This window comes from Salmonella sp. NW1250, from assembly GCF_051812965.1.
Lineage (GTDB): Bacteria > Pseudomonadota > Gammaproteobacteria > Enterobacterales > Enterobacteriaceae > Salmonella > Salmonella enterica.
This window is the reverse complement of the sequence record NZ_JAMNDD010000006.1, coordinates 160,679-180,725: the sequence shown is the minus strand read 5'-3', so window position 1 is coordinate 180,725 and position 20,047 is coordinate 160,679. Positions and strand designations below refer to the sequence as shown.

The following is a 20,047-nucleotide window of genomic DNA, read 5'->3' as shown; positions in this document are numbered from 1 at the left end:
CCCTGTCACTTACCTGATGTAAGCTCCGGGGCTTCACAGTCTTGCCGCCTGCCTGCAACTCGAAATCCATTAGAGTATAGAAATTGAAAGCTTTCGTAACTCATGTCCGCTGTTGCGGTGACTTCGTGTTAATCTTAACGTTATTACGGCATTGGCACGTCAGAACAAGTTCTGAGAGGTGAATCCGCTGAGTATAATGATCTTAGCGATGATTTCGACGACTCAAGAGAATAAATGACGTTTAAGCCATGAAACAAGCTAAATTCCAGCAAAAAAATGGGTTTTTACGGGCGTATTTAAAGTGATAATCATAAGATATCTGGTGCGGGAGACGCTCAAAAGCCAGCTGGCGATACTCTTCATCTTACTTTTGATCTTCTTTTGTCAAAAGTTAGTGAGGATTCTCGGCGCGGCGGTTGACGGCGATATTCCCGCAAATCTGGTGCTCTCGCTTCTGGGGCTGGGCGTACCGGAAATGGCGCAGCTCATCCTGCCTTTAAGCCTGTTCCTGGGGCTGCTGATGACGCTGGGCAAACTGTATACCGAAAGTGAAATTACGGTCATGCACGCCTGTGGGTTGAGCAAAGCCGTGCTGGTAAAGGCCGCCATGGTACTGGCGTTATTTACCGGTATCCTTGCGGCGGTTAACGTGATGTGGGCCGGCCCCTGGTCGTCAAAACACCAGGATGAAGTACTGGCGGAGGCGAAAGCGAACCCCGGTATGGCGGCGTTGGCGCAGGGACAATTCCAGCAGGCGACCAACGGCAGCTCGGTGTTGTTCATCGAAAGCGTTGACGGCAGCGACTTCCACGATGTTTTCCTGGCGCAAATTCGCCCTAAGGGCAATGCTCGTCCTTCTGTGGTCGTGGCCGATTCCGGACACCTTACTCAGTTGCGCGATGGCTCCCAGGTTGTCACCTTAAACAAAGGGACGCGTTTTGAAGGGACGGCGTTGCTACGCGATTTTCGCATCACCGACTTCCAGAACTATCAGGCGATTATTGGCCATCAGGCCGTGGCGCTGGACCCGAACGATACCGACCAGATGGACATGCGCACGCTGTGGAATACCGACAACGATCGCGCTCGCGCCGAGCTGCACTGGCGTATCACGTTAGTCTTTACCGTATTTATGATGGCGCTGATGGTCGTGCCGCTCAGCGTGGTGAATCCACGTCAGGGGCGCGTCTTGTCTATGTTGCCCGCCATGCTGCTTTATCTGCTGTTCTTCCTGATCCAGACCTCCATTAAATCGAATGGCGGTAAAGGCAAACTGGACCCGGTTATCTGGATGTGGGCGGTCAACCTGATCTATCTGGCGTTGGCGATTGGTTTAAACCTGTGGGATACGGTGCCGGTCCGCCGCCTGCGTGCCCGTTTTCTGCGTAAAGGAGCGGTATAATGCAGCCATTTGGTGTACTTGACCGCTATATCGGTAAAACCATTTTTACCACCATCATGATGACGTTGTTCATGCTGGTGTCGCTCTCCGGGATCATCAAGTTTGTCGATCAGCTGAAAAAAGCGGGGCAGGGTAACTACGACGCGCTGGGCGCGGGTATGTACACCCTGCTCAGCGTACCTAAGGATATCCAGATCTTCTTTCCTATGGCGGCGCTGCTTGGCGCGCTGCTGGGACTGGGGATGCTGGCGCAGCGTAGCGAACTGGTGGTGATGCAGGCATCGGGTTTCACCCGTATGCAGGTGGCGCTGTCGGTGATGAAAACGGCTATCCCCCTGGTGCTGTTAACCATGGCGATCGGCGAATGGGTCGCCCCGCAGGGCGAGCAGATGGCGCGTAACTATCGTGCGCAGGCGATGTATGGCGGTTCGCTGCTTTCCACCCAGCAAGGTCTGTGGGCGAAAGACGGGAATAACTTTGTCTATATTGAACGGGTGAAGGGCGACGAGGAGCTGGCCGGCATTAGTATTTACGCTTTCAACGATCAGCGTCGTTTGCAGTCAGTGCGTTACGCCGCTTCGGCAAAATTCGACCCGGAGCATAAGGTCTGGCGTTTGTCGCAGGTGGATGAGTCCGATCTGCAAAACCCGAAACAGATCACCGGTTCGCAGACGGTGAGCGGCACCTGGAAAACGAATCTGACGCCGGATAAGTTAGGCGTGGTGGCGCTGGACCCGGATGCGCTTTCCATCAGCGGTCTGCATAACTACGTTAAATATCTGAAGTCGAGCGGACAGGACGCCGGACGTTATCAGCTCAATATGTGGAGTAAAATCTTCCAGCCGCTCTCCGTGGCGGTGATGATGCTGATGGCGCTGTCGTTTATCTTTGGCCCGCTGCGTAGTGTGCCGATGGGCGTGCGCGTAGTGACGGGGATTAGCTTCGGCTTCGTCTTCTACGTCCTCGACCAGATTTTTGGCCCGCTGACGCTGGTATACGGCATTCCGCCGATTGTCGGCGCGCTGCTGCCGAGCGCGTCTTTCTTCCTGATTAGCCTGTGGCTAATGCTGCGTAAGTCGTAATCACAGTAATCGTAGGCCTGATGGCGCTGTGCTTTTCAGGCCTACTCCGGACCCGTAGGCCGGATAAGTCCTTTCCGCCGCCATCCGGCAGACCGCCTGGTATTCCTCGAATGATGTAGTGCGTAACCTGACGCGTGGCGCTTTTGGCTACGCGTTAAGCTCAGGCAAGCTGCGGGAAAAAGTAGATCAAAAAATTTATAACGTGCTGCCGTGATAAATCTGATAACCCAAATCAATCGTATTATGGTTGAGATCGTTATTTTTAATTTTGTTGAGCAACATCTGCGCGGCTCTGCGCCCGATCTCAAAACGAGGGGTAATTACGCTGGCGAGGCTCGGTATCATTTGCCTGCCCATCTCCAGACCGTGGAAGCCGGCGATGGAGATCTGCTCCGGTACGGCCAGTTGACGCTCGCGGCACCACAGTAGAGCGCCCATTGCGATATCGTCATTAGTACAAAAGACGCCATCCACGTCCGGGTGCGCAGCAAGCGCATCACGCATTAGCTGTATCCCCAGATGGATAGAGGAGATAGCGCGTGGATTGATGCGCAACGGCGCCAGCCCCCGGCGCGTCATCGCATCACAGTAGCCATGATAACGCTGCTCATCACGGATATCGTCTTTTGAACCCAGATAGAGGATTTTCCGCCGCTGGCGTTTATCCAGCATGGTGCTGACCATATCAAAGGCGGCCTGACGGTTATCAAACCCCACCTCCATATCTAAGCGATCGCCCTGGATGTCCATGAGCTCTACAATCGGGAGGGTTGCTGAGCGCAGGAATTTGACGGTTCTGAGGGTATGATATTTTTCTGAAAGAATAATGCCGTCGATATTGTAAGACAGTAAATTGATAACGGACTCTTCTTCCGAATCGCGATTGTAATTGTAATTCGCAATGAGAGTTTGGTAGTTATGACCCGACGTTACGGATTCAATCCCGGCAAGAATGTCGGCAAACAACTGGTTCTGAAAAGAGGGGATCAGCACGCCCAGAGTGTAACTTTGCGCGTTTAGCAGCATAGCTGGCGCGCGATTTGGTATGTAGTTAATTTCCTCCATGATCTGCGCAATACGCTCGCCGGTTTCCCTGGCGACTTTTTTCGGCGATCGGATGTAACGGCTCACCGTCATTTTTGTCACGCCTGCAAGCGTAGCGATATCCTGCAAAGAAATTCTGTGATTCCTCATGTTTTCTCCAGTACCGGGGGCGGGAACGTCGCCCCCATGGTTAATTGGGCTGCGGATGATGAATTAATGCAGAACCGCATTCAGCGCCAGTACGCCCAGCAATCCCATGACAGAAATCAATGTTTCCATAACGGTCCAGGTGCGTAGGGTTTCCCCGACGCTAAGATTAAAATACCCTTTAAACAGCCAAAAACCGGGATCGTTAACATGTGATGCAATAACGCTTCCCGCGCCTGTCGCCAGTACCATTAACGCCGGATCGGCGTGGGTTACGTTAATAATCGGCAATACGACGCCCGCTGTGGTTATCGCGGCCACGGTCGCGGAACCTAACGCAATACGCAGCACGGCGGCTACCGTCCAGCACATTAATAACGGAGATAGCGATGTGCCAGTCATTAATTGCGAGATATATTGACCCACGCCGCTATCCACCAGCACTTGCTTAAACGCGCCGCCGCCCGCGATGATAAAAACAATCATCGCAATAGCGCCAATGGACTCGCCGACGATATCCATCACCTGCTCAACCGTACGTCCGTTGCGTCGGCCCAGCGTAAAAATGGCGATGATAATGGCAATAAACAACGCCACTGCTGGATTACCGATAAATTCGAAGAAAACCCGCACGGCATTCGTTTTTGGCAGCGTGATTTCACATACCGCTGCGATGGCCATCAGAATGACCGGGATCACGGCGGCAAAAATACTGTTCCAGAATGACGGCATCTCCTCTTCACTGAATAGGTGAGGATTAAATAATCCTTCAGGCGGCGCTTTCTCAAAGCGCGCCAGCAATTTTGAAAACAGAGGGCCGGCAACAATCACGGTCGGTATGGTAATGATTAACCCATACAGCAGGGTCGTACCGAGATTTGCCTCAAAAATTGTCGCAATAGCGGTAGGGCCGGGATGCGGCGGCAGGAAGCAGTGCGTAACGGATAAGGCGGCGACCATTGGAACCCCGACATACAGCAAGGGCAGTTCCGATGAGGCCACAATCGTAAAAACGAGCGGCAACAGCAGTACGAATCCGACTTCAAAAAACATTGCCAGGCCGACGATAAGCCCGGTGATCACCAGCGCCCATTGCACGCGTTTTTTGCCGAACGTATTAATGAGCGTCGTCGCAATGCGCTGCGCGGCGCCGGTATCGGAAATTAATCTTCCCAGCATCGCGCCAAAACCGAGGATCATGGCGAGTCCGCCCAGAGTACCGCCAATTCCGTTTTGTATGGAGTGCAGGACGTCTTGCGCGCCCATCCCTTCGGCAAATCCCACCACGGCGGCAACCAGAACAAGGGCGATAAAGCCGTTAACTTTAAAGCCAATCATTAAAACCAACAGCAGCGCAACGCCTGCCGCAATAATTATTAATGGCATATTCGTCTCTCTTATTAGCGCCAAAATAGCAGCGCTTACGCGCTGCGTCGTATTTCCCTGGTCAGACGGCAACCAGCATACCGCCATCGACAAACAGCAGATGTCCGTTAACAAAGTCGGAAGCTTTTGACGAGAGAAACACCGCTGCGCCAATAAGCTCCTGGGGATCGCCCCAGCGTGCGGCAGGCGTACGTTTGCATAGCCAGGAGGTGAAGGCTTCATCTTCAACCAGCGCTTTGGTCATCTCCGTTTTGAAGTATCCCGGCGCAATACCGTTGACCTGGATATTATGACGCGCCAGCTCCACGCACATGCCGCGAGTCAGCATCTTCACGGCACCCTTCGACGCGGCGTATGGCGTAATCGTGTCGCGGCCCAGCTCGCTTTGCATCGAACAGATGTTGATCACTTTTCCTGCCTGACGCGCCACCATACGGCGCGTAACGGCCTGAGAGACGAGAAAAACCGCGGTTTGATTTACGGCGATGACGTCATTCCACTCCTGTTCGGGAAACTCAGTAAACGGATGACGGCGCTGGATACCGGCGTTATTTATCAGGACGTCAATGACGCCGATATCTTTTTCGATATGTTCAACCGCAGCTTCAATATCCTGTTTATGAGTGACATTAAAGGGAGCGGCAATAGCCTTTATCCCTTCCTGCTGAAGTTTCGTCACGGCTGTTTCGGCGCGCTCCGGGGTGATATCGTTAACAATAATGCGCGCGCCATAGCGACCAAGACCGGTCGCCAGCAAATAACCAATTCCCTGAGCGGCTCCGGTGATAAGGATATTTTTACCTGCCAGTGAAAAAAGATCGTTCATGATAGTGTCCCTTATTTTACTTTCTCAGAAAACGAGCTGAACTTTTGCCGCCTGTGTTTTGTCTCCGGCAAAGATCAGCGCCGCTTCCAGGTCGGTAAATGGATATTCCGCGCTCAGTAACGGCAGCGGATTGATAACGCGGTTGGCAAGCCAGGAAACCGCAGTATTAAATTCGGTAGTAAAGCGGAAAGAGCCTTTCAGCGAGATCTCTTTGCTTATTACCATCATCATCGGGAAGTTGGGAACTGCGCCGCCCATGCCAACCTGCACCATCACGCCTTTGGCCCGTGTGACTTCCAGACACGTTGAGATAGAGGAAGGATGCCCAGAGACTTCAAAACTGATATCGAAATACCCTTTTTCTGCTTTCCAGTCATCGAGAGAATCATGCTGTGGGTTCACCAGCGTATCCGCGCCCATCTGCCGGGCCAGCGAGAGAGAACGGGTACTGATATCGGCACATACCACTTCCGCCGCGCCCAGCGTTTTTACCGCGCTAACAATCAGGCAGCCAATAGGGCCAACGCCGGAGATAAAGACGCGTTTGCCCTGCAGATCGCCCGCCTCATGAGCCGCATGAATGGCAACCGCCAGCGGTTCGGCAAAGGCCATGGCTTTTTCGTCCGCCTGTTCCGGCCAGGGAATGCACTGAGCGGTATCGACAGCTTTAAATCGGGTAAAACCGCCATCGACATGCGGAAAATACATGGCGCTGCCAAAGAAACGCATTTCAGTACAGTGGTTTTCTTCATGCTGCAGACAGTATTTGCAATGACCGCAAGGCTTCGATGGATTAATCGCTACCGGTTGTCCTTCACGTAATAAATCTGAGTCGCTATGAACGATTTTGCCAATCACTTCATGCCCTAAAATCATTGGCGCTTTTACTGTAAAATTGCCGACTTTGCCTTCCTGATAATAATGTAAGTCAGACCCACAAATGCCGCCTCGGGTAATTTGTACGAGTGTTCCTTTATTATTCCATTCAATATTTTGTTCCGTAACGGCAACAGCACGCTTACCCGCAACAACGCAGGATTGAGTTTTTACTTCCATAAATTCCTCACTGGTCAGGTAGTTACCCTGAACGCATTTAAGCGGTTTTATTTGTCATTATTTGTGACTTATGTCACGCTGGAAAATTGTTACACTACAATGTTACGCATAACGTGATGTGCCTTAGAGTTCTTCTCTATGGAAATTAAAAAACGTGAAATTGTCGAACGTAGAGGCGTAATATTGTGGAGTGGAATATGACTCAGAGGTATTTAAATGGCCGGGGAAAGCTATATTTTAATGGGTGTTTCAGGTAGTGGTAAGTCTTTAATAGGCAGCAAAATTGCAACATTATTTTCTGCGAAGTTTATTGACGGCGATGATCTCCATCCGGCGAAAAACATTGATAAAATGTCTCAGGGAATACCGTTAACTGATGAAGACCGTTTACCCTGGCTGGAACGATTAAATGACGCTTCATACAGTCTTTATAAAAAAAATGAGACGGGATTTATTGTCTGCTCGTCATTAAAAAAACAGTACCGCGATATTTTACGTAAGAGCAGCCCTAACGTACATTTCCTGTGGCTGGATGGCGATTACGCCACTATTCTGCAGCGAATGCAGCGTCGTGCCGGGCATTTTATGCCGCCAGACCTGCTGCAAAGTCAGTTTGACGCGCTGGAGCGACCCTGTGCCGATGAACATGATATTGCGCGTATCGATGTTAATCATGACATCGAGCACGTGACGGAGCAGTGCCGACTGGCTGTACAGGCTTTTCGTCAGGCACTCAGCGCTTCCTGATCATTGTCAAAGCGCTGAGTCAGGCGGTCAGAAGTCAGCTTTTAGCACTACACGATAGCGGGCTTTGCCGTCGCGAACGTGCTGGATAGCCTCGTTGATTTGTGACATTGCGAACAGTTCCGTGGTGGGCGCGACTTTGCTGCGTCCGGCGAATTTCATCAGTTTGCGAAGTTCATATGGCGTTCCGGTTGCCGAGCCTGAGATACTGCGATCGCCGGCAATTAATGTAAACGCCGGTACGGGCAGCGGCTTCAATACCGCCCCAACGGTATGGAAGTTGCCGCCATAGGTCAGCGCTTCGAAGTAGGGCTGCCAGTCGAGATCGACGTTGACCGTGTTAATAATGAGATCGAACTGACCCGCCAGTGCTTTTAACGCTTCCGGATCGCGGCTGTTCACCACGTTATTGGCCCCCATCGCCAGCACTTCCTGCTCTTTCGATGGATTGGAGCTGAACGCGGTGACTTCGCAGCCCATTGCATGTAACAGCTTTATGGCGATATGCCCCAGCCCGCCGATACCGATGACGCCAACGCGGCTGGTAGCAGTAATATGGTGCATCAATAGCGGTTTAAAGACCGTAATGCCGCCACATAACAGCGGGCCTGCGGACGCCATATCTATATTCTCCGGAAGAGGAATTACCCACTGCCAGCCCGCGCGAAGCTTCTCGGCAAAACCGCCACGATTGAGGATAGTGGGCACTGCGCCTTCCTGGCAGTTAATTTGATTGCCGCTGATGCAGGCATCGCAGTGTCCGCAGCTGCGCGCCGTCCAGCCGATTCCAACGCGCTGGCCGACTTTTAGCCCCTTATCCTGTGCCGCGCTGCCGAGCGCGGCTACCCGACCGATGACCTCATGTCCGGCAACCAGAGGGTATTGAGAGAACCCCCATTCATTGTCGATCATCGACAGATCGGAATGGCAGATCCCGCAGTAGTCGACCCGTACCTCGACATCTTCCGGTTGGAGTTCTCCCGCGTCATATTCATAGAGTTCGAGCTCGCCGCCCGCCTCTTTGGCGGCGTAGCTTTTTATTATCGTCATTGTGTTTCCCTTAATGTGGTGTTGAACTGAAAAGTGTAGAGCATGGAGGCAAGGGACGCCCGGCGTTAATCTGCTGGAGAAGGCGGGAAGTAGCCTGATTATTCTATTTAATACTCAACGCTGCTGAAATTTTCGGCACTTAGCGATACAGGTGTATGCTCGTGCTTGCATGGCGGCGTATGACAGGTATAATCCACAACGTTTTCCGCATACCTCTTCAGTGCCGAAGTGGCGAAATCGGTAGACGCAGTTGATTCAAAATCAACCGTAGAAATACGTGCCGGTTCGAGTCCGGCCTTCGGCACCAAAAGCATGTAAATGGACCTCAACTGAGGTCTTTTTTATGCCTGAAATCCGCGCCACACAAGGCTTTTCACGATTTTTCCTTCAACTGAAGTCAATCTAACTCAACCCACATCAACAAGCTTGTGAGTATACTAATGAGTATATTTTCCGATTCTATATTGCTTGTATACTCACGAGGTACCAATCGAAGGAGGTCCATCATGACCTAACGGATACTAAAGTTCGTTCTGCGAAACCTGAGGATAAAGAGTATTCACTTGTTGACGGTGACGGCATGTCCTTACTTGTAAAACCTAAATAGCTGCGCCAAATAGTAGATCACTTTGAGGGAACTCAGCCCGGATTGTGCGATCTGATCAATCGCCAAAAATCACAAATCACCAACCGGACTGAGCGATGCCGATCATAGCACCAATTCCACGTGACGAACGACGCCTGATGTAGAAAGCTATCCATAAAACGCACGATAAAAATTATGCCCGCAGGCTGACTGCCATGCTGATGCTGCACCGGGGCGATCGCGTCAGCGACGTTGCCAGAACGCTCTGCTGTGCCCGTTCCTCCGTCGGTCGCTGGATTAACTGGTTCACGTTGTCGGGTATTGAAGGTCTGAAATCATTACCTGCCGGGCGTACCCGTCGCTGGCCGTTTGAGCATATCTGCACGCTGTTACGTGAGCTGGTAAAACACTCTCCCGGTGATTTTGGCTACCAGCGTTCCCGCTGGAGTACAGAACTTCTGGCAATAAAAATCAATGAGATAACCGGTTGCCAGTTACATGCCGGAACCGTTCGCCGCTGGTTGCCGTCTGCGGGGCTTGTGTGGCGAAGGGCCGCGCCAACTCTGCGTATCCGTGACCCGCATAAAGATGAAAAGATGTCTATTCGCTACTTCCAGAAGGGCAGCGGACATATCACGTTCAAGCGTCTGGATCTGATGGAGAAGATGAATGATATCGTGGCGAAACACTATCCGGGGATGTTGCCTGCGAAATAAGATGTGATGTTTTTATAGGCACCGCTATGCTAATCTTAATAGTAGTTATTAAGTGTTATTAAATGAGGTGATCCCTATGGTTTCTTCTGCTAAACAGACCATCAGCGCTCAGATTCCAGTTGAGTTGGCTCTTGCCGTTGAGAATCTGGCTGTAGAGCTGGATCGTTCAAAGAGCTGGGTCATAAAGGAAGCATTACTCTCCATGCTGGCTGAAAGAGAACGGGGTCATCAGAGCATCCAGGCCGGTCTTGCCGATGTGGATGCTGGTCGTGTGGTGAGTCATTCGGATATGGTAGATTTTGACAACCGTTTAAAGGAAACCTGACAGGAAAAGATGTTGCTATCCGAGCGAGATAGTCGCCTCTCATTGCCATTTGCTTAAATACTCCCCATACTAGATACATGTGTTTATTACACGTGTAATTTCAGGAGGCTCTATGTCGGGTATGAGTGTACGACATAAAAAAACAGTCAGTGTCACGCTGGAACCTGCATTGCTTCAGCAAGCCCGTGATGCAGGTATTAATCTGTCTGCGGTGCTTACCGCCGCGCTGAAAGAGGAAATCAGTGCCACGGGCGTTGAACGCTGGAAAGCAGAAAATAGAGCGGGTTTGCAGGAGCTCAATCGTATTACTGATGAGCACGGCCTTTTATCGGACGATTACAGGACGTTTTAATCATGCAATACATGGTTTATCGCAATAAGGGAAACAGCAAGGCTTATCCTTATTTACTTGATGTGCAAAGCGATATTATTGATGAACTGCATACTCGCATGGTTATCCCATTGTTTCCTGTGAGCAGATTGGTAAATAACCCAGTTAAGCGCCTCACGCCCACTCTGAATGTGGAAGGTAATGACTATCTGGTGATGACTCACGAAATGGCGAGTATCAGGCTTTCGCAGATTGGTGATGAGGTGATGGACGTTCGTTCCCACAGGCAAACCATCAAAAATGCTCTCGATTTTATCTTTGACGGGTTCTGAATGGCTTGCAGGTCAAATGGAGAGTTGTTCACCGTTCTGGAGGGGACTTGACGCGCTTGAGCCTGTGGAAGAAGATGAGGAGTGATTTTAATGACCCTGGCCCAAATTCAGTACAGTGCAAAATCAGAGATCTTCGTCTTTCCGGAGACTTCGGATAAATTCAGCCGGAGTCATGTCATTTAATGACGAATGCATTCTCTCATGATTGTATTCCCTGCGCCAGTTGTCGGTTTTTTCCTGCGCATCTTCCAGTGACAGGAACCAGTGAATGTTCAGGCATTCATCCCGCAGACTGCCGTTAAATGATTCAATAAACGGGTTATCTGTCGGCTTTCCAGGACGTGAGAAGTCCATTGTGACGCCGTGTTCATACGCCCATTTATCCAGACTTTTTGAGATAAACTCGCTACCGTTATTCGTCTGGATACGTACCGGCAGCCGCTTATCCGGCACCCGCAGTGCCTCCATTATTCTGACCACATCCTCGCCTTTTAACGATTTTCCGGCATGGCTCGCCAGGCATTCCCGACTAAAATTATCCACTACAGTCAGCGCCCGAAAACGCCGCCCGTTAAACAGATTATCTGACACAAAATCCATACTCCAGCACTGATCGACATGCGTCAGGACCGGGCGCTGCTGACGGAGTGCTGCACTGACATGTCTGCGGGGGCGTTTTCTGCGCAGGTTCAGGCCTTCCGGACAATAAATCCGGTGGGTTTTCTTGTGGTTAACAGGCCATCCCTCCCGGCGCAACTGAATATGAATACGCGGGCAACTGTAGCGTATCCGAGTTTCCGCTATTTCCCGGATACGCAGGGTTATCGCCCGATCGTCACGCTGGCTCTGCCAGTGGTAAACGGTTCTGCTCTGCATCAGCAACCCGCATCCCCGCCGGACGCTGATACGGTAAGCCTCCCGCAAAAATGTCACCGCCTGGCGCTTCTGAGCCGGCCTCAGAACTTTTGCTTCAGTACCTCCTGCAGCATCTCCTTGTCCAGACTCAGCTCAGCGACCAGCTTCTTCAGCCGCTGATTCTCATCCTCCAGTTGCCGCAGACGCCGCAGTTCCGTCACGCCCGGCCCGGCAAATTTTTTCTTCCAGTTAATGGGATGGACTACCTCCTCCCGCTGCGGTTAACTGTACGAAATGTGCTCACCAGGAGAATCACCATGAATATCGTATTTCTGGGTATTGATCTGGCCAAAAATGTTTTTCAGCTCTGCGGGTTAAACCAGGCCGGCAAACCGGTTTATACGAAACGCACTGGCCGAAAAGAATTGCTCCAGACGCTGGCAAATATTCCTGCATGTCTGATTGGGATCGAAGCGTCCACCGGGGCATTTTATTACTGGCAGCGTGAGTTTGAGAAACTGGGGCACAAAGTAAGGGTCATCAGTCCTCAGTATGTAAAACCCTTTGTCCGCGGGCAAAAAAATGATGGTAATGATGCACAGGCCATTGTAGTGGCTCTGATGCAACCGACAATGCAGTTCGTGCCGCCAAAAAGCCCCGAACAGCAGGATATCCAGGCTTTACACCGGGCAAGGCAGCGTATTGTCAATCACCGCACTGCTACAGTCTTTCAAATAAGGGGGCTGTTACTTGACCGGGGGATCCCCATTGGCAGTGCTGTCTCCAGAGCTCGCCGTGCTATTCCTCTTATCCTTGAAGATGCAGAAAACGGTCTAAGTTCCCGTATGCGCAGAACAATTGCCGAACTCTATGATCTCTTTAACGATCTCGGGCGTCGGATCCATTTTTTTGATAAGGAAATTGAAACAGTATTCAGGCAATCAGAAGCCTGTCAGCGTATCGCCAAAGTTAAAGGCATTGGTCCTAAAACGGCCACGGCCGTTGTTGCTATTGGCAAAGGAACTGAATTTAAGAATGGTCGCCACTTTGCTGCATGGCTGGGTCTGGTTCCACGCCAGCATTCGAGTGGCGACAGGCAGGTGCTGATGAATATGACGAAAAAAGGCGACAAGCATCTGCGGACACTTTTTATTCATGGTGCCCGCGCTGTCGTCAGGGTTGCCACGAATAACAATGATGGTCATATGAATCAGTGGGTTAACCGGTTAAAGGAACGGCGCGGATTTAATAAAACGACCGTGGCGGTCGCTAACAAAAACGCGAGAATAATCTGGTCGATGCTGAGAAATGATACCGGGTATCAGGTAGTGTGAAATTAATCCCCTGCCAGCAAAAGTTGCAGCGTACCGAGAAATGATGACAGGTTGCACCTGCACAATCGGAACCTGATTTTTATACTGGCCTCAGAGGCCGTCCAGTTGTTGAGGCGATTGTGTGCGGATTACCCATTTGGGCACAGATTTTCCTGATGCCGGATAGATGTAAGCAACAACCCAAAACCAGATTCAGTACTTGCAAAACGGAGGTAGTCCATAGATGTAAAATGTGGCCTCAGAAATTCCCATCTTTCTGCAGACTTCCCCGACGCGGGTGCCGGTTTCAGCCTGTTTCAGGGCAAACGCGATTTGTTCTTCGGTATAATGGGTCTTTTTCATGACAATGCGCCTCTCTGTAAGATGGAAGAAAGACCGGAAACTTCAGTTTAGACTGGCACTGTTTACAGGGGGAAGGTCATTATCGACATGATTACCGGCAAGCGCACCACCGCCTGATGTTAGCCGCTCCCGATGTTTAATCGGGAGCGGTTTCGCATTAAGGAACGATCACCTGCACCAGCACATCGGTTGCCCAGCTTTCCTCGCTGTTGACCACCTGACCTTCCACGCAGGCTTTGGCCATATTCCCGAGCTGGAAAGCCACATTATCGTTAAAATCAAAATCGCGATACGCTCGCGCAAAGACGATGCGCCAGTATCCCATCCCCTGATCAAACCGGATCTTCAGCGCCTGACCATTACTGAAGGTCACCATCAGTTTGCGATGGTGTGGAATATCACGCGGCGAGCCAAAGGCGTTAACCACGACGGCTCTGCCCATAGATGCCGCAAACCACTGGTCGGCAAAATCCTGAAAATCCGCTTCACTCATCCAGTCATGGAACGGCTTGTTGCCTGGCCGCTCTTTACTCTTAAACAGCGTATCAATCGTCACTTGCGCATCCTGCGCCAGGATCGATTTCAGCGGTTTTAACAGCCCGCCTAACAACGCCAGCGCCACCGGGTTTTGCAGATAACGATCGCTATAGTGAATGCGCGTCACCTGGTTTTCCTTCAGCAGCGTCTGAATATCTTCCTGCGCCCCGGTTAACACGCCCCAGAAACGCTGACCAAACTGAGAAACCGGGCCATTAAGCTGCTTATGGATCTCAATATCGTTGACCAGGCCTCTGCTACCTGCGGCATCGGATAATAGCTCAGCTTTACTAAGCGTTATCGGCTCAAACGCATGGCTACGAATAACCATCTGGCTATTCAGATGCCAGTTCGGGCCGGGGATGGTGGCCTCTGGGCTGCGAGAAATCAACGTCATCAGGCGATCGTTGAATGCCACCTGTGCGACAACCGGCGTATCCGTATTCAGCTCAGACTGGCAAAGCTGTACGCCAATAGCGGCAAACTGCGCAATCTCCTGTAAAAGCTCCGGATCTTCAATATGACCGGGCACAACCAGCGTAACCTCAACCTCATCTTTCAGCCGATAGTTCTGGATCGCCGTTCGGAACTGGCGGGCATACAAATCCCACTCGTTAAGCGGCCCATTCATCCACAACGTGAGTTTGCGCGCCCCGTCGTTAATGGCACGACGGATAGCATCCTCAATGCTGCCTGGGCAATACTGCGCGTCGGCCAGGGAGAATTTTTCCGCCTCCGGCAAACCGATATAGTGACTGAAATCCTCCCCCAGCCAGGCCTGCGCGGCTTTACGATCCAGCTGATCGTGATCGTGGCGGGTCTGCGAATCGAGCAGACATTCGCTACAGGCGGTATCACAGTGGCGGCATCCCAGCTGTTTCACCATCCCTTTGAGGACTGCTTCAATATGCAATGGCGCACTGGAAGCAAACCCCGCACCGCCGCTGATAATGTCGTAAAGTTGCACCGCCAGGACCGATTGCTCATTCTCTAGCCTGACCGGACGCACCGCATAGCCCAATTCTGCCGCCGATACCCCCAGCACGCTGGCCAGCGCCCGACGTAGCGCAACCACCAGCGTCATAGCCACAATACGGCCTTCATCAGAATTATCGGGGATATACTCCCCGTTTTGCGGACGGCGCAAAATGAGCTCAAACACATCGGTGCGGGCCAGCGCACCCAGCGTGACATTCTTATTCAGTGCTGTGGATCCAGGGCAGATAATCCGCTGATTCTGGCTGTCGCGATCAGATTTACCGGGGCGCGGAGGATAATGCGCTTCCATCGATTTCGGCGCATCGGTAGCACTGAGCATTGACTCCGCCCGGCCGCAGCTCAGGCACAGCGCATAACCGTGCCCACCTTCGCCCATGCTCTGCTGGAAAACATGGCCATCCGCGCCTGAAGCCATAAAGCCCATCAGCGGGTTTGGCAGTGGCACGCGTTCTGCCTTCACAAATACCCAGGCAGGCACCACCGGGATGAATTTCATTGTTTCAATGTTGTTCGTAACGGGAGTATGGGCATCGGTGACAAAACCGGCGGGCTGTAATACCTGACGTCGGTTATCCAGCGTGATCCGCTCCCCGCACGCGCTATTGGTACAGAATAAATCCCCCGGGCCACCAATACCTTCCTCATAGCCTAAGGTACCGCATTTGTGGCAACGCCAGGCGCTGTCCAGACGCTGGGCTTCGTTAGTATCGGCGTTAAGGTTATGCCAGTGCAGCGAAACACCGGCCGAGCGGAATACCCGACCATCAAGGATAATCTCTGCACCCGGCGCATATTCACGGATCGCAACGGAAAGATTGCGCGAAGGCAGCCCCTTATAACGAGAAACGTTATCCTCCCGGTCGTTCTTATCACGGCCTTTGTGCGTTTTCTCGCGGATATAATCTTCCATGGTGAAGTTATCAAAAGTGACAACATCCGTTGGGAAGCCATATCCGGGCAGGAAAGTTCGGGCCGCCAGATCGCGTAACAGGTATTCACCACAATGCCGTTTTTTCTCCAGCTCCAGTCGCCTGCGGTACGGCGTATTGGGCTGCGATTCACTTTCCTGTTTCACGAGATCGCGGAAGATCCCCAGCCAGCGTGTCTGTAAGACGGCAATAGCCTCCTGCGTTTTATCACGCAGTTTTTCTGCAGTAACGCCGTGCAATGCAGTCCCTTTAACCAGACGCTCCAGCGCGTTATCAATGCTCAGCGTCGGACGTTCGAGCCAGGCTTTAAAACGATTGCATACCGACTGGTCGAGCTCTTCGCCAAAGAACCACTGGCTATTAAGGCTGGTACGCTCTTTTTCGGTTTCCCCGACCACATGGCATAAATATTCTGACAGCAGCAGGGAATTGACGTGACGCTGCACCAGACGCTCTGAGTTCATTGCCACCATTGGAGCCGGGATCACCGTCTCAAATGGCCAGAGGGGATTAGCAAAAACCTGCTGATCGTGCGGGTTCCCTTTGCACAAGGTGTACGAAATAGCGCGTGACTCTTTACTACGCCCGGCACGCCCGGCTCGCTGTAAATAGTTGGCCGGATGCGGAGGAACGTTGTTCATCACCACTGCAGAAATACCGCCAATATCCACACCCATTTCCATTGTGGTTGAGCAGTTAAGGACGTTAAGCTGCCCGTTTTTAAACATTCTTTCGTAGCTTTGCAGGCGCTCCGACGATTGCTGTGCCGAGTGTTCTGCGGTGCGGTAGTAAAATCCACCTTCTACCACGCGATCGTTAATGTCCGTCCAGAGGTTTTGCGAGCGTAATGATAGCACTTGCGGATCCAGGCTTACCCAGTCACGCACTTTTGTTAACCCGTCGACATAATCATCCTGAGAGCGATCGTGTTCCCAGATCGCTGGCAGCGTGACTTCCTGAGCCAAAAACGCGTCGTACTGTGCACTCGTCAGTCGCTCGAACTGGATATGCATGGGCAAATAGGGGGTCAAACCTTTGAAGGTTGTCGCCAGTAATTTATTGGTCACTGGACAAATGCGTGCTTTTTGAACCAGAGAGAATGTTAGATGCTCTTTCGGTAAATAAAAACGGTTTCCATCAGGCTTCAATACCGCCAGAGATCCTGTTAGCTGGAGCCAGGCTTCTTTCAGCCAGGCGTTAACAATATCAATAGTTACCGTATTTACGGTGTTAAATTTGGCTCCTAAAATCAACAGTTTGACTAGGCGCTGAGTCACATTACCGTGGCGAATTTGCGGCCAGCGTTTAACCTGGTTGTCATCTGGCTCTTTCGAATCCGGGTTGCGGACAAATTTGGAAGAGAAACGGCTACCGATCCAGTTTCTTAGATCGTCATCCAGTTGGATGTAGTTACTTTCTCTGACATAGAAATCCAGCGTCACCTTCAGAAAATCGCGCCAGTCATCAAGGGTTAAGCCTTTAGCCTGCCAGTGAGCAGGAACACTGTGCGCCTTCTCCAGCCCCTGATAGCCAACCTGAACCAGCCCCTGGGTTTCCAGGCTGTTGGTTCGTTTCGGGCGTCGCATAAACTCACGGAAAAGCAGCATTTCGGCGAGTTTCAAAGGGCCACCATTTTCGGTGAAAATTTCAGGCTTTAGATAATGGTTATATTGTAAAATTGGTCCCTGTATATCGGCTTTCTCTTTCAGCTCATTGACCATTTCCGTCCAGGTTCGGCAAACTAAAATGGTTGCAGCCTTTCCCCCCGTCGCCGTCTGGATTGCCTGTTCAAGGCGTTCGGCCTGAGCTTCAGAAAGTTTTGCTTCCTCGGGCATTCCCCACTCGCGATACTCCCGGGCTTCTTCACGGTATTGTGTCACCCTTGCAACCAGTTTCATCACGTCAGCCTGGTCGTTCGGAGCACTCGTTGGTTGTTTTCGTTGGTGCCAGCCAAGAATTTCTACTACGCTACCACGTAATCGGCTGCGCTCTGCTTCCTGCTGCATACGTACTGCCATTCGCGCCGTCCCCTGACGACTGTCGGTAAAGGTAATCAGGCGACGACCTCGACCAGGCAAAGAGAGCGGGCCGACGCCATCTTTACCTTCATCGCTAGTGAAGTCCTGGCAATACTCCAGCACCGTAGGCACAATATTGGTGACATAAAAAGGCCCGCCCAGTAACGCCCGTCGGAAGGGCTGTTTACCCTTTCCGCCTTTATAGCCACAATTGCTGGCACTACAGATTTGTTCGATATCATTAATTGCCAGCGGAATACTGTCCGGGTTCACCACGCCGATACTGCGGGTCTGACGATCGAGCCGCTGCATAATATAGCCAGCTTCCGTATTACATTCCGCAGCAATAATTTGTGGCGACTGGAATACAAAATCCTTCTGAACCTTTTCTCCGGATGTTTCAAAATCGTCAGAAATTTCATCCTGCAGGGAGAATTCATCTCCACCTTTATTATCCCACTGTACGAGTTTGCCTTTTTTATCCCGTGCAAGAAGATGCGGTTCATTACACTCATTGCAGAATGCCAGTTCAAAAACGGGACTGCCGCACTCGCAGTTTTGCCGCTGATTTACATACACATTGCCAAAAGACCAGTTTTTTTCCAGCGCGGTATTTTTTTTAGCTGCACAGTTCTTATCCACACAGGCCCAGATGCCCTGGGTGTTTCGCTGGAAAATATGTGCTCTGACTTTCAGAAATGCAGGATCCTTTGCATTAGGGAGTGTGCCAGAGCAAAGATCGATCCAGCGTAAAACATCCTGCTGCGTGTACTGATGTTTGGTCAGTTCGTTCAAACGCTGGGTCAGCGTATCAAGTTTCATTGGTCGGGGTTGGCTAACCAGCATTTCGCGTAAACAGCGCGCTTCCGGAGAGTGGGTCAACGCACTATAACGCTCCGGGCTGATCCCTTCACTCTCCGAATCAGGGATATGCTCAATCTCATCCAGTGACAGAGAATATTGTTTGCAGGGTTCGAGCTCAGGAATAACGCGGCTTCCCCCCAGAACATCAATACGTTCCTGTGGCACTCCTGACAGCTCAGACAAGAATTTTTTCAGCTGCTTTTCAGCATCACTTCCGGCCATGGTGGCCGACGTCGCCACAAAGCGAACATCATCAGGCGTGACGCCAAATGCCGTCATGACGCGACGGAGCTGTAGAGCCAACTCAGCGGCCTGAGAACCAACGTAGGTATGGGCTTCATCCAGAACTATCCAGCGTAATGATTTTTCCGCTTTTGATTTCTGAATAATCGGCGCATCAACCTGACGAACCATCATGTATTCCAGCATGGTACCGTTGGTCACTAAAATGGGAGCGGGCTCTTCACGCATCTTCTCTCGTGACAAAACCTCATTAGGCCTGTTTGCCTGCTCACTTTTGACCAAAGCATGCAATTCTTCCGTGTTACCGTTATACAGACAGTACCGAATTCCGGAACCAAAACTCCGGGTCCACGCATCTAAACGCTCGCGCTGGGAATTAATCAGGGCATTCAGTGGGTAAAGAAAAAGTGCTCTCACACCTATCAACGGTTTTTTGTTCTTAACCTGAAGCTCACGATAGAGGTCTTCCAGCACCGGAACCATAAAGCATTCCGTTTTGCCAGAGCCTGTCCCGCTGGTCACCACGACCGAATGTTTTTTCTCAAGTAATGATTGCCAGCTGGCTAACTGATGCGTGAAAGGTTTCCAGTCAGAGCCAAAACGATAACGACCATTTTCCTCACTATCCAGCGAGTCCACCACCTCCTTGCTTAGCAACGTTTGTTTTGTTGCAAGGTCTTTCATTGTGCTGTTGGACTCTTTCCAGCCAAATGTCTGTTCAAATACGGGTGAGGCAAGAAACGATCCTTCTTTCCCGCAATCGGCCGCCATTTGTTGCGTGAGATGCTCGCGAAGATTCGGGTTGGTCACCCCCATAATACTCAGCGTCGCCTCCGTAGAACGCGACAGTGATTGTTCAATCAGCGAAGAAAAATAGCGTGTAGTCATTCTTATTCCTT

General features: G+C 51.4%; 15 protein-coding genes, 1 tRNA gene and 2 pseudogenes. 10 read left to right on the top strand and 8 right to left on the bottom strand.

Going from position 1 to position 20,047, the window contains the following annotated elements:
* The first annotated feature begins 187 nt into the window (after positions 1 to 187).
* The 3 genes from NBA72_RS12740 to lptG all read left to right on the top strand — a co-directional run bounded on the left by NBA72_RS12740 (position 188) and on the right by lptG (position 2,484).
* Positions 188 to 238, top strand: a complete 51-nt coding sequence (locus NBA72_RS12740; protein ID WP_212724070.1) for a hypothetical protein — start codon at positions 188 to 190, stop codon at positions 236 to 238.
* Positions 239 to 301: 63 nt separating this feature from the next.
* On the top strand, positions 302 to 1,402 hold the full coding sequence (gene lptF / locus NBA72_RS12735; RefSeq protein ID WP_000584132.1) for an LPS export ABC transporter permease LptF: 1,101 nt from the start codon (positions 302 to 304) through the stop codon (positions 1,400 to 1,402).
* On the top strand, positions 1,402 to 2,484 hold the full coding sequence (lptG, locus tag NBA72_RS12730; protein WP_001182242.1) for an LPS export ABC transporter permease LptG: 1,083 nt from the start codon (positions 1,402 to 1,404) through the stop codon (positions 2,482 to 2,484). Before lptF ends, lptG begins: the two co-directional genes overlap by 1 nt.
* A gap of 195 nt (positions 2,485 to 2,679) precedes the next feature.
* On the opposite strand, the gene idnR is transcribed toward lptG, so the two are convergent.
* The 4 genes from idnR to idnD form a co-directional block, all read right to left on the bottom strand.
* Positions 2,680 to 3,678: a DNA-binding transcriptional regulator IdnR gene (gene idnR, locus NBA72_RS12725; protein ID WP_001244061.1), complete on the bottom strand. Its 999-nt coding sequence runs from the start codon at positions 3,676 to 3,678 to the stop codon at positions 2,680 to 2,682.
* A gap of 63 nt (positions 3,679 to 3,741) precedes the next feature.
* Complete coding sequence (idnT, locus tag NBA72_RS12720) at positions 3,742 to 5,061, bottom strand: gnt-II system L-idonate transporter (RefSeq protein WP_042947815.1); 1,320 nt, start codon at positions 5,059 to 5,061, stop codon at positions 3,742 to 3,744.
* 61 nt (positions 5,062 to 5,122) lie between these two features.
* Entirely contained in the window at positions 5,123 to 5,887 is a 765-nt protein-coding gene (idnO, locus tag NBA72_RS12715; protein ID WP_000998688.1) for a gluconate 5-dehydrogenase, read from the bottom strand.
* Between the two features lie 24 nt (positions 5,888 to 5,911).
* Entirely contained in the window at positions 5,912 to 6,943 is a 1,032-nt protein-coding gene (gene idnD, locus NBA72_RS12710) for an L-idonate 5-dehydrogenase (protein WP_000453351.1), read from the bottom strand.
* Between the two features lie 216 nt (positions 6,944 to 7,159).
* Between idnD and idnK the strand changes: the two genes are divergently transcribed.
* Positions 7,160 to 7,690, top strand: a complete 531-nt coding sequence (gene idnK, locus NBA72_RS12705) for a gluconokinase (RefSeq protein WP_000896756.1) — start codon at positions 7,160 to 7,162, stop codon at positions 7,688 to 7,690.
* Between the two features lie 27 nt (positions 7,691 to 7,717).
* On the opposite strand, the gene ahr is transcribed toward idnK, so the two are convergent.
* Positions 7,718 to 8,737: an NADPH-dependent aldehyde reductase Ahr gene (gene ahr / locus NBA72_RS12700; protein WP_000152563.1), complete on the bottom strand. Its 1,020-nt coding sequence runs from the start codon at positions 8,735 to 8,737 to the stop codon at positions 7,718 to 7,720.
* 222 nt (positions 8,738 to 8,959) lie between these two features.
* Here ahr and NBA72_RS12695 point away from each other — a divergent pair.
* The 5 genes from NBA72_RS12695 to NBA72_RS12675 all read left to right on the top strand — a co-directional run bounded on the left by NBA72_RS12695 (position 8,960) and on the right by NBA72_RS12675 (position 11,027).
* Positions 8,960 to 9,044: transfer RNA gene (locus tag NBA72_RS12695), tRNA-Leu, on the top strand.
* A gap of 449 nt (positions 9,045 to 9,493) precedes the next feature.
* Positions 9,494 to 10,039 (top strand): DUF4942 domain-containing protein, encoded by a 546-nt coding sequence (locus NBA72_RS12690; protein WP_223149441.1) that lies wholly within the window; start codon positions 9,494 to 9,496, stop codon positions 10,037 to 10,039.
* Positions 10,040 to 10,115: 76 nt separating this feature from the next.
* Positions 10,116 to 10,364 (top strand): CopG family ribbon-helix-helix protein, encoded by a 249-nt coding sequence (locus NBA72_RS12685; RefSeq protein ID WP_042947811.1) that lies wholly within the window; start codon positions 10,116 to 10,118, stop codon positions 10,362 to 10,364.
* Between the two features lie 112 nt (positions 10,365 to 10,476).
* A complete protein-coding gene (locus NBA72_RS12680) occupies positions 10,477 to 10,716 on the top strand; it encodes a type II toxin-antitoxin system CcdA family antitoxin (protein WP_000016244.1) in 240 nt (79 codons plus the stop codon).
* A 2-nt stretch (positions 10,717 to 10,718) separates the two neighbouring features.
* A complete protein-coding gene (locus NBA72_RS12675) occupies positions 10,719 to 11,027 on the top strand; it encodes a CcdB family protein (protein ID WP_001199743.1) in 309 nt (102 codons plus the stop codon).
* A 123-nt stretch (positions 11,028 to 11,150) separates the two neighbouring features.
* Here the strand turns inward: NBA72_RS12675 and NBA72_RS12670 are convergent.
* Positions 11,151 to 12,133 (bottom strand): annotated as a pseudogene (locus NBA72_RS12670) (IS3 family transposase); the annotation flags it as partial.
* A 66-nt stretch (positions 12,134 to 12,199) separates the two neighbouring features.
* Here NBA72_RS12670 and NBA72_RS12665 point away from each other — a divergent pair.
* Positions 12,200 to 13,216 carry an IS110 family transposase gene (locus NBA72_RS12665; protein ID WP_042947805.1) on the top strand — a complete coding sequence of 339 codons (1,017 nt, stop codon included), beginning with the start codon at positions 12,200 to 12,202 and terminating at the stop codon, positions 13,214 to 13,216.
* A 225-nt stretch (positions 13,217 to 13,441) separates the two neighbouring features.
* Here the strand turns inward: NBA72_RS12665 and NBA72_RS12660 are convergent.
* Both NBA72_RS12660 and NBA72_RS12655 read right to left on the bottom strand, forming a co-directional pair.
* A pseudogene (locus NBA72_RS12660) lies at positions 13,442 to 13,558 on the bottom strand (transposase); the annotation flags it as partial.
* Positions 13,559 to 13,715: 157 nt separating this feature from the next.
* Positions 13,716 to 20,036, bottom strand: a complete 6,321-nt coding sequence (locus tag NBA72_RS12655; protein ID WP_042947803.1) for a DEAD/DEAH box helicase — start codon at positions 20,034 to 20,036, stop codon at positions 13,716 to 13,718.
* Between the last annotated feature and the right edge of the window lie 11 nt (positions 20,037 to 20,047).